Genomic DNA, 12,136 nt, shown 5'->3' on the forward strand with positions numbered 1-12,136 from the left:
CGCAGCACGGGGCCGGTCGGCTACCGTGTCTGCATGACTACTGATGAGTCAGCGCCGCAACGGCCGTTGGTCTTTGCCCACCGCGGCTCCAGCGCCGCGTTCGCCGAACACACCCGGGCCGCCTACCTGCAGGCCCTGGCCGACGGCGCCGACGGCGTGGAGTGCGACGTCCACCTCACGCGTGACCAGCACGTTGTCCTCCTGCATGACGCCAACCTGGACCGGACCTCGGACGGAACGGGACCCGTTGCCGAGCGCACCCTCCGGGAACTGCGGCACCTGGATGTTTCGTCATGGAAGGGCGTCCGCATCCCGGAGGCGTACGGTGCCCGGTCAGAGCAGCTCCTGACGCTGCCGGAACTCCTGGACATCCTGCGTGGTGCCGGCCGGCCGGTGAAACTGGCGATCGAGCTCAAGCACCCCAGCCCGTACCAGCTCAAGCTGGAGGATCGGGTCCTTGAAGTGCTCCGCAGCGAGGGGTGGGACCCCAAAAGTTCTTCCGTGGACAACGTGGCGGTGACCTTCATGAGCTTCAGCCCGGACTCCGTCCGCCACCTGCTCAGCTCGGTTCCGCCGGAGTACATCTGCCAGTTGGTGGACGACGTGGACATCCGGGCGATCCGCGGCGGACTGGGGTTCGGGATGATCACCGGCGGCGCAATTGCCAACCTGATGAGGGCAACCCAGGCCGAAGGCGAGCGGATCCTGGACAACGGCGAGGTGGGCCTGGCCGGGCCCGGCATCGAGTATGTCCGCCGGCACCCCGCTGCCGTCCAGCGCTGGCTCGCCTCCGGCCGGCGCTTCCGGGTGTGGACGGTGGATTCGGAGCAGGACGTGGCGCTGTGTGCGGGACTGGGAATCCAGGAGGTGACCACCAACGTGCCGGCCCGGGTCCTGAACCAGCTGCAGGTTGCCTCGCCGCAGGGACGGTAGGGGCGCATCTCCGGGCGCCCCATCCACGGGTTCGCAACCCCTCGGCTATGGCCGCCCGCCGGTTCCCTATGGAAGCTCGGAGCTGGCCTGGGCCTGACGGTTACAGGAGCCCGCCGCGCCTGTGGTTGAGTGGAGCCATGCCTTTTCCCCGCTCCGGCCGGGCCGCCCAGACCCTCTCCGCTGCAGCCATGAGCGCGCTGCTCCTGGCCAGCGCCATGAAACACTTCCGCGACCCCGCCTTCTACCGCCAGGTGGTCCCGGGCTACCTCTGCCGTGACGATGAACCCGGCCGGGATGCCGCTCCCGCGCGTCCGCTTGCCCTCCTCTCCCGGGAGGAATGGATCGCCCTGAGCGGGCTGCTGGAACTGGCAGCCGCCGTCGGGATCCTTGTCCCCGGAACGCGGAAGGTGGCCGCCACGGGCACCGCAGTAATGTTCACCGTGTTCCTGGCCGGACACGTGGATGCGCTCCAGCGGGCGTACGGACCGCGGGGAACGCAGGCGCAGCGGAAGGTGCACACCGTCCGCCTTCCGCTGCAGGCGCCGCTCATTGCGTGGGCGTGGAGCCTGCGCCGGCCGGCCGGGGGAGCGCGTCCGTGACCCTGCTGGCCTCCCCTGCGGTGCGGATGGGGATCTCCATCAGCATTGCCACCGGCCTGTACGGCGTATCCTTCGGGGCGCTCTCAGTGACGTCCGGGCTCGACTTCTGGCAAACGATGGCACTAAGCCTGCTCCTGTTCAGCGGCGGCTCGCAGTTCGCGTTCATTGGCGTGGTGGCCGGCGGCGGGTCCGGCATCGCGGCCATGAGCGCCGCCACCCTGCTGGGCATGCGCAACGGGATCTACGGCATGCAGCTCAACGCCCTCCTGCACCCCACCGGCTGGCGGAAGTACGTTGCTGCCCAGCTCACCATCGACGAGTCCACGGCAACCAGCTCCGGCCAGACCGACCCCGCAGAGCAGCGCCGGGGGTTCTGGGCGGCGGGCATCGGCATCTACCTGCTGTGGAACCTGTTCACCGCCATCGGCGCGCTCGCCGGGAGCAACCTGGGCGACCCCAAGCAGTGGGGGCTGGACGGTGCGGCCGTGGCCGCGTTCCTGGGGCTGCTCTGGCCGCGGCTCAAGGGACGCGAGCCGGTGGCCATTGCCGCTGTATGTGCCGTGGCCACCGTCATCGCTGTGCCGTTCGTTCCCGCCGGCGTGCCAATCCTGGTGGCAGCCGTGGTGGCTGCGGTGATCGGCTGGTTCAGCCACGGGCGGCGCGACGAGGGCCTGGAGCCGGACGTGGACCCCTTCCGGGAACGCCACCACCACGGGGCGCACCGCGCAGGGGACACCGGTCCGGGGGCCGGCGAATGAGTCTCTGGATCTGGCTGCTGATTGCCTGTGCGCTGGCTTACGCGTGGAAGCTGGTGGGTTACTTCGTTCCGGCCCGGCTGCTCGAAGACCCGCGCATGTCGCGGGTGGCAGGCACCATGACCATCGGGCTGCTCGCCTCCCTGACTGTGGTGAACACGTTTGCCACAGGACAGTCGCTCGCTGCCGATGCCAGGCTGGGTGCGCTGGTGGCCGCCGCCATAGCCCTGGCGCTCCGTGCGCCGTTCCTGGTGGTGGTCCTCGCCGGCGCGGGAACGGCTGCGCTGCTGAGGATCCTTGGCTGGAACTGAGGGCGCGGCAGGGACAAGGACACGTCCCCTCCATGTGATGCCGATCACGTTCATTGTGCTTTCCCGGTTGTACTATGAAAGCGGCTATGCAGTCGGCCGTGGAATTTCGCACGAATGGTGACCATGGAAAATCAACTGCATGCAGCCGGGGAAAGATCTGGACGTCTCCACAAGAATTCGAGACGACGGGCGGGACTCCCTGCCAAACGCTTCTTCACCCGGTTTGCCCGCCTCGCTGATGTTCCGGAAGAGGACCTGGAGTTGCTTTCCCGGAGCCTTCGGACGTCGCTGGACCTGGATCCGGCATCCCACATTCCGGCACTGCAGGCCCTGGTTCACCAGGAACTTCGCAGCAGGGGCGAGGCCGGCGGCACGTAGCAAACCGCATCCCGGAACCGATATGTGGTGGACTGGCATCAGGGCCGCAAGTCCACTGCGGCGGCCACAAAGGAGGAGCCGAGATGAACGATCAGTCACGTCCGGAGCAGCAGGGGAAGCCGCGGCAAGGCTATCTTGACCCGAGGGGTTCGGAATCCACCCGGGAGATGCGGGATACAGCCCGGCGCCGCCGGGATGCCGAGGAAAAGCTGCAGCAGCACCTCAATGAAGCCAAAGACCACGTCCCCAATGAGCGCGACGACCAGCCTGGGCAGCCCGGGCACAATGAGCCCGACGGCGACGGCGACGGCGACGGCGACAGCGACAGCGACAGCGGGCAGGGCCCGTCCCGCTAGGGCTGGCCAACGGGGCTCTCGGCACATCCCGCTGGGGCCGGTGGCGGGCAGCCGCGGGCCTCAGGAAAGAAACAGCCGTAGGAAAAGGTTGGGCCGCCGGGGGAGGTTGCCAGCTTCTGCGGGAGGTGCAGCCTGCTGGCTAGGCTACGCCGTGGGCTGCGCCATCGGGCGAACCGGCCCGCCGGCAGCTTTCTTCGACGGCCATCTCGTACCACGCCTCCGCCCCGAATTCGGGTTCGGGAGTATCCAGGTTCTGGTACAGGGCGTCCAGGAGGTTTGCGAGTTCTTCCGCGGTCAGCGAGGGAAGGACTTCTTCGGGGCCGCGGGGATCGTTAAGGTAGCGGTTCAGTTTTGAACTGTTCATTGTGCCGCTGCCAGAATGCGCCGGAATTTCCGGAATTGCTTCATGGGTCACTCCATCCCAAAGTTGGGAGGCTGGCTGCGTAACCCCTCCTGAAGTGTATTGCACCTGCAGGACGCCCACAATGGTGCTGTCCGCGCACCAGGCCCGGCGGACGGCCGCGGCAGTCCGGAGCCGTGGCTGCGCCCCGTGCGGCGCGGTTCTACTGCATGCCTTAGCCCAGGTGGGGGCCGGTTCCGGGTGTGGACGGGACGGGCACGTGGGCCGGCAGGGGGCGGGTGGGCCGCGTGGTCCGGATGGCGTCCTCAACCAGGGCCAGCGGACGGCGCCAGGCGTCGGAACCGGGCTCCATGGTGTCCACCACTCCGATGAGCATGGCGAGCAACCGGAACATGTCCGTCATGGAAATGTCCGCCCGCAGGCTTCCCTGCCCCTGCCCGCGCACCAGCAGCACGCTGATGGATTCCATGAGTGAGCCGGTAATGCCGGTCAGGAGTTCGCGCCGCCCCGCGACGGCTCCCAGCAGGTTGGCGTCAGCGCTGGCCGCGTCCATGAGTGCTTCCAGGACCCGCAACAATCCGGCGGCCCCGTCGATGTCCGCCAGGGCGCCGTCCACCACGGGATCCACGGTGAGGCGGAGCTGCCGGTTAAGGGCGGCCAGTACCAGCTCTTCCTTGTCCGCAAAATTGCGGAAGAGGGTGGCCGGGCCAACCCCTGCGGTCGCCGCGATGGTCTGCAGCGGTACCTCAGGCCCAAATTCGCGGAAGCATTGCCGGGCCGCCGTGATGATCTTGTCCACATTCCGCGCTGCGTCGGCACGGAGGGGCTTACGGGCGACTGCGAGGCTCATGCGAAAAGGTTAGCAACGGAGCTTTCAGCGAACACCGTTACTGCGCGGTAGGGGGTTATATGACGCTCGCGGGCGCCATCCTGCCCTGTCGCCGCTCGCAAGGCGTGGCACACTGGCCTCATGTTGCTTGCGTTTTCTGTCGCCCCGTCCGGCGCCCCCAGCGAAGGTTCCCGGCCCACTGACGCGTCAGTGCACGACGCCGTTGCCGCCGCCGTCAAAATCGTCCGGGAGTCGGGCCTGCCCAACACAACGGACTCGATGTTCACCACCATCGAAGGTGAATGGGACGAGGTCTTCGACGTCGTCAAGCGGGCAACGGAGGCAGTGGGACGGTACGGCAGCCGCGTCTCCCTGGTGATCAAGGCTGATATCCGGCCGGGTTACACAGGGGAACTGACCGCAAAAGTGGACCGCCTGGAAGAAGCGCTCGCAGACGGTTCCTGACCCGCGCAGCCTCCGGCCCGCCGTCGGCCTTTCGCCGGCCCCAGGTTGTCCGCCGGCACCCGCCTTCGGCCGGCACCCAACTTCTCTGGATTCCAACGCCACCCCGTGCCAAACTGTGGCAATGTTTGAGCACCATCCCCGTCCGGAGTGGATTGCGGCGGAAGAGTTCCTGTCAGAAGTCGTGGTCCATCCGGATCCTGCGCTGCAGCAGGCCATCAGTTCCGCCGCCGAGGCAGGGATGCCGGCCATCGAAGTGGCTCCCAACGCAGGCAAGCTCCTCAAGCTTCTGGTCCAGCTGTCCAGGGCCCGGCGCGTGCTCGAAATTGGCACGCTCGCCGGCTTCAGCACCATTTGGATGGGCCGGGGCCTCCCTTCTGACGGGACCCTGGTCACCTGCGAATTCCTGCCCAAACACGCGGAAGTCGCGTGGGCCAACATTGATGCCGCCGGCCTGGGCGAAAAGGTGGAGATCCGGCTGGGGCCCGCGCTGGAGACCCTGGCGGCACTTGAGGAGGAAGGCCGGGAGCCCTTCGACTTCATCTTTATTGACGCGGACAAGGAGAACAACAGCCGCTACCTGGACTGGGCCGTACGGCTGGGAAGGCCGGGGGCCACAGTGGTCCTGGACAACGCCGTTTGGGAGGGTGCAATCCTGGACCCCGGAATGGACCCGGTCAACGCGCCGGGAATCATTGAGGCACTCAGGCTCCTGGGCGAGCACCCGCGGCTGGACGCCACCGTCATCCAGACCGTTGGCTCCAAAGGCTGGGACGGCTTTGCGCTTGCACGCATCCGGTAGCACCCGTGCCGGGGGAATCTTCCTGCCCGTCAAACTGCTAAGTGTGCTTAGAATCAAAGTCCGGCTGGCGATCAGCCGGACCAACAGCAGCAGTGGAGGAAACTGATGAAAGCGTCACCCACCCTTGCCGGCAATCTTCAGACGGTGCTTACGGACCTCATTGAGCTGCACCTGCAGGGAAAGCAGGCGCACTGGAACCTCGTGGGCACAAACTTCCGCGACCTGCACCTGCAGCTCGACGAGATCATCGCTGCCGCCCGGCTCTTCGCGGACCAGGCCGCGGAGAGGATGCGCGCGCTCCACGCCCTTCCGGACGGCCGCAGCGGCACCGTGTCCGCCGGCACCCGGCTGGACGGGTTTCCCGAAGGCCTGACCTCCACGAAGCAGACCGTCAAACTCATCACCGCCCGGCTGGAGCGGACAGTCCAGACCATGCGGGATGTCCACGATGAGGTGGATGAGGAAGACCCCACCAGCGCCGACCTGCTCCACGCCGCCATCGAGCGGCTGGAACAGCTGGCCTGGATGGTCAATGCCGAAACCATGGCACCCACGGCCTCCGTTACCGAGCCGGCCGGCACGTAGGCGCCGCCATCACGATGCAGGAACTCTCCAAAGAACACAGCGCACCATCCGCCGGGGACGCGGTGCCCGGCACCAATGCAGCGGTCCGGCTCTCCGCCGGCGGGGAAGGCCCGGACGGCCTGGATCCTTTGTTCCAGGCCGTCTCCGCCAGCGCCGGCAACGTGCCGGCTTTGCTCGGCCTGGCGCAGGAAGCCGGAAAGGAGTGGCCGCGGCCCGGTGAAGGGAACACCGGGCTTCTCTGGGAGCGCCTGGCCACCGTTGCCGCCCTCGACGTTGCCGCTGCCCGGGTTTTCGAACCGCACCTGGATGCCTTGGCGATCCTGGCCCAGGCAGGGCATGATCCCTCCCGTGCCAGCGGCGCCTGGGGTGTTTTTGCCGCGGAAGGACCAGGAATGCGGCTCGCTGCCGAAAGCAACGGTTCCGGGGTGCTGTTGAGCGGCGCCAAGCCGTGGTGTTCCCTCGCCCAGGTGCTTGACCACGCGGTGGTCACTGCCCACACGGATGACGGCGGCCGTGCAGCTTTCGCAGTTGACCTGCGCCACGCCGGCGTGACCTGCGAGGAACCGGAGTGGGTGGCCAGGGGGCTGCAGGAAATCCCCAGCGGGACCGTTCGGTTCGACCGGGTCCCCGCTCAGCCGTTGCAGGGAAACAATTGGTATTTCAGCCGGCCTGGCTTCGCCTGGGGCGGCATGGGGGTGGCCGCGTGCTGGCTCGGGGGAGCCGTAGGCATCGCCCGGGACTACCGGGATTCCCTCCGGGCCGGACGTCTTTCCGGCCGGGAGCCGGACCAGGTTGCGCTGGCCTCGCTGGGGGAGCTGGACCGCACCCTGACCTCCGCCCTGCAATACCTTGCAGGAACCGCGGAAGGCATCGACCAGCGGGGACAGGTGTCCGCTGAACAGGTGCCCGCTGACCAGGGGTCTTCTCTACAGCGGAACGCCGGGCGGATTACGCCGTGGAGCGATGCGCTGCGTGTGCGCGGAACCTGCGCCGCCGCCGTCGAACGCGTTTTGACTGTAGTGGGCAGCAACCGGGGTCCGGGACCGCTGGCCTTCGACCGGACGTATGCCAAGCGGATGGCTGACCTTGCACTGTACGTCCGCCAGCACCACGGCATGCGTGACGACGCCCAACTGGGCTCCCTGACCCTGAAAGGTGACGCGCCTTGGTGACCTTCCTGCACACGGACGAGGGGACTGACGAGTCGGCCTGGTCCGCCGGGGGCCTTCCGGTCATTCCTGAGCTCCCGCTCGGTCCGGAGGAGCTTGCCGCCATGCGGTTCCTGGTCCTTGCCGCCCACCCGGACGACGAGACGCTCGGAGCGGGCGGCCTAATGGCGCGGCTGCACGCCCTCGGTGCCGAGGTGCGGGTGTTGTTGTGCACTGCGGGGGAGGCCTCGCATCCCGGGTCGGAAACAGTCTCCCGGGAAGAACTGACTGCCAGGCGCCTGGCGGAGTTCGCCGCGGCCCTGGACCGCATGGGGCTGAAAGACCGCTGGCGGTACCTCGGCCTGCCGGACAGCGGCCTGGCGGAGCGCACTGCCGGCATAACCCGTTCGGTCAGCGAAGCCGCCGCAGCGCTGGCCGGTCCTGCCGGCCGGGTAGCTATTCTTGCGCCATACCGCGCCGACGGGCATACGGACCACGATGCCCTCGGCACTGTAGCCGCTGCCGTTGCCGCCGACAATGGTTACGCACTGCTGGAATACCCCATCTGGTACTGGCACTGGGCCACCCCCGCGCACCCCGAATGGCAATCGTGGGTGAGGATGCCGCTGGAGCCTGGAGAGCAGTCCGTCAAGGAGCGGGCCATGCAGGAGCATGCCAGCCAGACCAGGCCGCTTTCTCCGCATCCCGGTGACGAGGTCCTCCTGAGCGAGTCCTTCCTGCGGCACTTCTCCCGCCCCTTTGAAACCTTCGCATGGACTGCTCCGCAGGAGTTCATTCCCGGAAAACCAGGTGGCCCCGGAACCATGCCGCGCACCAGCAGGGAAGCACAGGGCATCTTTGACGGCATCCACAGCCGGGAGCCGGACCCCTGGAAGTACACCACCAGCTGGTACGAACGGCGGAAGCGTGCCCTGACGCTCGCGGCGCTGCCTTCCGAACACTATTCCGCGGCGCTGGAGATCGGTTGTTCCATTGGCACGCTGACGGCCGATCTTGCCCCGCGGTGCACCAGCCTGCTGGCCGTGGATGCCAGTGGTGCAGCGTTGGCGCAGGCAGCGCAACGCCTGGCCCCATTCCCGGGCGTCACCGCCATGCAGCTGACGCTGCCCGCCGAGTGGCCTGCCGGGAGCTACGACCTGGTGGTGGTGTCCGAGGTGGGGTACTACCTCGCCGCCGGTGAGCTCGATGACCTGGTTGAAAAAACCAGGGACTCGATCCTCCCGGGCGGCACCCTGCTGCTGTGCCACTGGCGCCACCCCATTTCCGGCTGGGAGCTGGATGGCGAAGCAGTCCACACCCGCGTCCGTGACGGGTTGAAATGGCCCACCGCCGGCCTGTACCGGGAGCGGGACTTCCTGCTTGAGACCCTGATTGCGCCCATGGCGGCGGTGCCTGCGCCTTGACTCCCGTTGACAGGGTGGCCGTGGTGATTCCGGTCCACAATGAGGAGGAACACCTGGGCCGCGCCCTCGCCGGCGTGGAGGCCGCGGCATCGACGCTCCGGCAGGTCCAGCCGGGAATCGATGTCAGGGTTCTCGTGGTCCTTGACTCCTGCACGGACGGTTCTGCGGCCATCGCCTCCGCGTACACCGCCCGGAACGCCTGCTTCTCTGTCCTTGAGGTCGCCTTTCGAAGCGTGGGAAGGAGCAGGCGGGCGGGAAACTGGCAGGCCCTGGGTGCTGGGGCAGATGCAGGCCCTGGCGCCGAGGCCGGGTTGTGGCTGGCGAACACCGACGCCGACTCGGTGGTTCCGGACAACTGGCTCGTTGGGCAGCTTGAATTGGCTGCGGCGGGAGCCGATGCAGTGCTCGGGTCTGTTGAGGTGGACCCTGCAGGGATGGCACCCGAACTGCTCAGCCGCTGGCAGTCGATGCACTCCTTCGGGGAAGACCACCCGCATGTTTTCGGGGCAAACCTCGGCGTCCGCGGTTCGGCGTACCTTGTGGCGGGCGGGTTCCCGCGGCACCTCTCGCATGAGGACAGGGTGCTGGCAGGGCGGCTGCGGGAACACGGGTTCGATGTCAGGGCCACGGATACAATCCGCGTGCGGACGTCCGGCCGCACGCAGGCCCGCGCGCCGAAGGGCTTTGGGGCCTATTTGCGCACGCTCGGCATGGAGATCGCATTGGCGCCGGAAGCATAAGGGCAGTCCCACGGCGGCGTGGTATGCGCGATGACTTAACGGGAAAGGGGCTGCTGCGGTTGCGCAGCAGCCCCTTTCGGCAGGACTAGTCTTTCCGGAAAGCGTCCTTGACCTTCTCGCCGGCCTGCTTCAGGTCAGCCTTGGCCTGGTCCATTTGGCCTTCGGCCCGGAGGCTTTCGTCATCAGTTGCCTTGCCGGCGGCTTCTTTGGCCCTGCCGGCCATCTTCTCGGCGGCGTTGTCGATCTTGTCGTCCAAACCCATGGCATTTCTCCCTTCGGCTGGTGACCTGCGGCGATACGCAGGTCATGCTCCCATGCTAGCCAGCCAAGGGTTGCTTCAACAGATGGCTGGCTGCAGCAGAGGAGCTGTGGCCGGAGGGAAAAACCGGTGTGTCAGACGAGGTCGGGGGCGCTTGCGACGATGTAATCCGCGGCGGCAGGGCCGGTCATGGACAGGTTGTTATTGTCCGGGTTGATACCGTGTTCTTCCAGCGCCACCCACAGTGCTTCCGGCGGCTGAAGCTGGGCTTTGTGGAGGAGGCACCAGCTGGTGTAGAGGCCGTATAGCTCATCGCGTCCGAGGCCCAGCCCCGGCTCCCTGTCCGCGACGACTGCTTCGGCAAGAAAATCTTCAAAATGTGTAGCAGGCATGTTCGCTCATTCGGGCTCGACCTTGATGCCGCCGTATCTGCTTCAGCGGCCCTGCCAGCCCCGGAGGGGCTCAACAGAGTAATCATGAAGGTATGGCAGGGCGGCTCGCTTTGTCCAGTTAGGCTTCCCAGCCTGGACAGGCAATGCCAGCCGGCGGGAAACCCTGCCGGCGGGGACGCTACAGCGGTTGATTGGGCCCGTGGGTGCAGCTGGACCGAACGGATCGAGGGGGCCGACGGCGACTGGGGGGACTGGCCTCGGTCTCAGAAGAGGCCATCTCACCGCCGGCCCCGCCTGCTCCCGGGTCCCTTGTTAAGACCCGGGAAAACTAAACAGGACCTTCAAGACAATTTTCTCCCATCTTGAAGGTCCTGCCTAGTCCCCGCGGAATGCCCTACCGGGCGTCGTTGCCGCCCCGGTCTTCGTTCCCGCCAAGGGCGCGGTCGCGCACCTTGTCCCGGACCCGGTCCCGGTGCGGTTCCCGGGGCTCGTCGGAGTCCCGGCCCCCGTCCTGGTCCCGGCCTTCGTCCGGGGACTCATCCCGGCCGTTCTCCGCGCTGTACTTCTCACGGATTTCCCGCCCGTGCCGGATGTCCTCTTCCTCCTGCTTCTGCAGCTTTTCGCTCTTCTTCGTGTCCCTTGGCGGCAGCTGGATGGTTTCCTCTGCCTTGATGCCTGCCTGGAGCTGCCGGCCGCGCTCCATCTCGGCGTCGAACTCTGCACCGAAGAGCAGCGACATGTTGAGGATCCAGAGCCACAGCAGCATCACGATCACGCCGCCCAGGGCGCCGTAGGTCTTGTTGTAGTTGCCGAAGTTGCCTACGTAGAAACCGAAACCCAGCGATGCAAGCAGGAAAATGAAGAGCGCGATGCCGGAGCCCAGGCTCATCCACTTGAATTTGGGCTGCTTGACGTTGGGGGTGGCGTAGTAGAGGACGGCGATGATCACAATGATCAGTCCCACCATCACAGGCCATTTGGCGATGTCCCAGATAGCAAGGAAGACGCCGCTGAGGCCGATCAGGCCGCCCACCGCTTCTGCTACCGGGCCGCTCAGGACCAGCATGCCGGCCAGGATAGCCACGATGACGACGGCAAGGAGGGTGACCACCAGCATGGTTCCGCGCAGCTTGACAAAGGGCCTGCCCTCATCCACCTCGTAGACCCGGTTCATGGCACGGCCGAACGCGCCGACATACCCTGAGGCGGACCATAGGGCCGTGGCAAGGCCAAGGACAAGGGTCAGTCCTGCGGCCGGTGCGCTGGCCAATTCTTCGACAGTTCCGCTGACGGTGTTGACCGTCTCGGCAGGGGCAAAACCGCTCACGATCTGCAGGAGGGCACTGGTGGTTTTCTGGGGGTCGCCGAATAGCCCGATCACTGAGATGAGTGCCAGGATGGCCGGGAACAGTGACAGCACCGCGAAGTAGGTCAGGGCTGCGGCCTGGTCAGGGCACTGGTCCTTGCTGAATTCCCGAAAGGTCTTCTTGGCGATGTATTTCCAGTTCGGCTTGACGAGGTCTTTCGGACTCTCCGGCTTCCGGGAATCATCGGGTGCCGGGGCCTGGCCTGCTTTGGCGGTGCTGCTCTCGGATGCGTCATGAGTGGCCATGGGGTGTCCTCTCGATAAGGGGCGAAAAACGGACAGGCCAGCTCCGCGGTTGGCGGGGCCGGCCTGTCAGGTAGTGCTGGGTGCCTTGCGTGTGCCGCGGTGTACTGGATGCCGCTTAGGTGTTTTTGACGTTGCCTGCGGCGTCGGTGGTGCGGTCTCTGACGTCGGTGGCGGCGTGTTGGCCTTCGGC

At 66.8% G+C, this 12,136-nt stretch carries 17 protein-coding genes; 12 read left to right on the forward strand and 5 right to left on the reverse strand.

Going from position 1 to position 12,136, the window contains the following annotated elements:
- Positions 1-33 precede the first annotated feature (33 nt).
- From AC6CHP_RS19090 to AC6CHP_RS19115, 6 genes are all read left to right on the forward strand, one after another.
- On the forward strand, positions 34-933 hold the full coding sequence (locus AC6CHP_RS19090; RefSeq protein ID WP_188729106.1) for a glycerophosphodiester phosphodiesterase: 900 nt from the start codon (positions 34-36) through the stop codon (positions 931-933).
- Positions 934-1,070: 137 nt separating this feature from the next.
- On the forward strand, positions 1,071-1,532 hold the full coding sequence (locus tag AC6CHP_RS19095; RefSeq protein ID WP_188729107.1) for a DoxX family protein: 462 nt from the start codon (positions 1,071-1,073) through the stop codon (positions 1,530-1,532).
- Positions 1,533-1,558: 26 nt separating this feature from the next.
- Positions 1,559-2,290 carry an AzlC family ABC transporter permease gene (locus AC6CHP_RS19100; RefSeq protein WP_377090235.1) on the forward strand — a complete coding sequence of 244 codons (732 nt, stop codon included), beginning with the start codon at positions 1,559-1,561 and terminating at the stop codon, positions 2,288-2,290.
- The gene (locus tag AC6CHP_RS19105; RefSeq protein WP_104185558.1) at positions 2,287-2,598 is read left to right on the forward strand and encodes an AzlD domain-containing protein; all 312 of its coding nucleotides are present in this window, start codon (positions 2,287-2,289) and stop codon (positions 2,596-2,598) included. The genes AC6CHP_RS19100 and AC6CHP_RS19105 overlap by 4 nt, the downstream gene beginning before the upstream one ends.
- A gap of 123 nt (positions 2,599-2,721) precedes the next feature.
- Positions 2,722-2,976 (forward strand): hypothetical protein, encoded by a 255-nt coding sequence (locus AC6CHP_RS19110; protein ID WP_188729111.1) that lies wholly within the window; start codon positions 2,722-2,724, stop codon positions 2,974-2,976.
- Between the two features lie 83 nt (positions 2,977-3,059).
- Positions 3,060-3,332, forward strand: a complete 273-nt coding sequence (locus tag AC6CHP_RS19115) for a hypothetical protein (protein WP_229675283.1) — start codon at positions 3,060-3,062, stop codon at positions 3,330-3,332.
- Between the two features lie 139 nt (positions 3,333-3,471).
- On the opposite strand, the gene AC6CHP_RS19120 is transcribed toward AC6CHP_RS19115, so the two are convergent.
- Both AC6CHP_RS19120 and AC6CHP_RS19125 read right to left on the reverse strand, forming a co-directional pair.
- Positions 3,472-3,696: a hypothetical protein gene (locus tag AC6CHP_RS19120; RefSeq protein WP_188729113.1), complete on the reverse strand. Its 225-nt coding sequence runs from the start codon at positions 3,694-3,696 to the stop codon at positions 3,472-3,474.
- A 211-nt stretch (positions 3,697-3,907) separates the two neighbouring features.
- The gene (locus AC6CHP_RS19125) at positions 3,908-4,543 is read right to left on the reverse strand and encodes a TetR/AcrR family transcriptional regulator (protein WP_188729114.1); all 636 of its coding nucleotides are present in this window, start codon (positions 4,541-4,543) and stop codon (positions 3,908-3,910) included.
- 120 nt (positions 4,544-4,663) lie between these two features.
- Between AC6CHP_RS19125 and AC6CHP_RS19130 the strand changes: the two genes are divergently transcribed.
- The 6 genes from AC6CHP_RS19130 to AC6CHP_RS19155 all read left to right on the forward strand — a co-directional run bounded on the left by AC6CHP_RS19130 (position 4,664) and on the right by AC6CHP_RS19155 (position 9,683).
- Entirely contained in the window at positions 4,664-4,987 is a 324-nt protein-coding gene (locus tag AC6CHP_RS19130) for a thiamine-binding protein (protein ID WP_174182222.1), read from the forward strand.
- A 121-nt stretch (positions 4,988-5,108) separates the two neighbouring features.
- Positions 5,109-5,786, forward strand: coding sequence for an O-methyltransferase (locus tag AC6CHP_RS19135; RefSeq protein ID WP_188729116.1), 678 nt, complete (start codon positions 5,109-5,111; stop codon positions 5,784-5,786).
- Between the two features lie 105 nt (positions 5,787-5,891).
- Entirely contained in the window at positions 5,892-6,371 is a 480-nt protein-coding gene (locus AC6CHP_RS19140; RefSeq protein WP_188729118.1) for a Dps family protein, read from the forward strand.
- Positions 6,372-6,385: 14 nt separating this feature from the next.
- Entirely contained in the window at positions 6,386-7,543 is a 1,158-nt protein-coding gene (locus tag AC6CHP_RS19145; RefSeq protein ID WP_229675284.1) for an acyl-CoA dehydrogenase family protein, read from the forward strand.
- Positions 7,537-8,943 (forward strand): bifunctional PIG-L family deacetylase/class I SAM-dependent methyltransferase, encoded by a 1,407-nt coding sequence (locus tag AC6CHP_RS19150; protein ID WP_188729122.1) that lies wholly within the window; start codon positions 7,537-7,539, stop codon positions 8,941-8,943. Before AC6CHP_RS19145 ends, AC6CHP_RS19150 begins: the two co-directional genes overlap by 7 nt.
- Entirely contained in the window at positions 8,940-9,683 is a 744-nt protein-coding gene (locus tag AC6CHP_RS19155; RefSeq protein WP_229675285.1) for a glycosyltransferase family 2 protein, read from the forward strand. The genes AC6CHP_RS19150 and AC6CHP_RS19155 overlap by 4 nt, the downstream gene beginning before the upstream one ends.
- A gap of 85 nt (positions 9,684-9,768) precedes the next feature.
- Here the strand turns inward: AC6CHP_RS19155 and AC6CHP_RS19160 are convergent, their stop codons facing one another.
- From AC6CHP_RS19160 to AC6CHP_RS19170, 3 genes are all read right to left on the reverse strand, one after another.
- Positions 9,769-9,945, reverse strand: a complete 177-nt coding sequence (locus tag AC6CHP_RS19160; RefSeq protein WP_174182211.1) for a CsbD family protein — start codon at positions 9,943-9,945, stop codon at positions 9,769-9,771.
- A 131-nt stretch (positions 9,946-10,076) separates the two neighbouring features.
- Positions 10,077-10,334: a hypothetical protein gene (locus AC6CHP_RS19165; RefSeq protein ID WP_188729123.1), complete on the reverse strand. Its 258-nt coding sequence runs from the start codon at positions 10,332-10,334 to the stop codon at positions 10,077-10,079.
- A 394-nt stretch (positions 10,335-10,728) separates the two neighbouring features.
- Positions 10,729-11,946, reverse strand: coding sequence for a YhjD/YihY/BrkB family envelope integrity protein (locus tag AC6CHP_RS19170; RefSeq protein ID WP_188729126.1), 1,218 nt, complete (start codon positions 11,944-11,946; stop codon positions 10,729-10,731).
- Positions 11,947-12,136: the final 190 nt, after the last annotated feature.

The sequence above is a fragment of the Pseudarthrobacter sp. GQ63 genome (assembly GCF_059758765.1).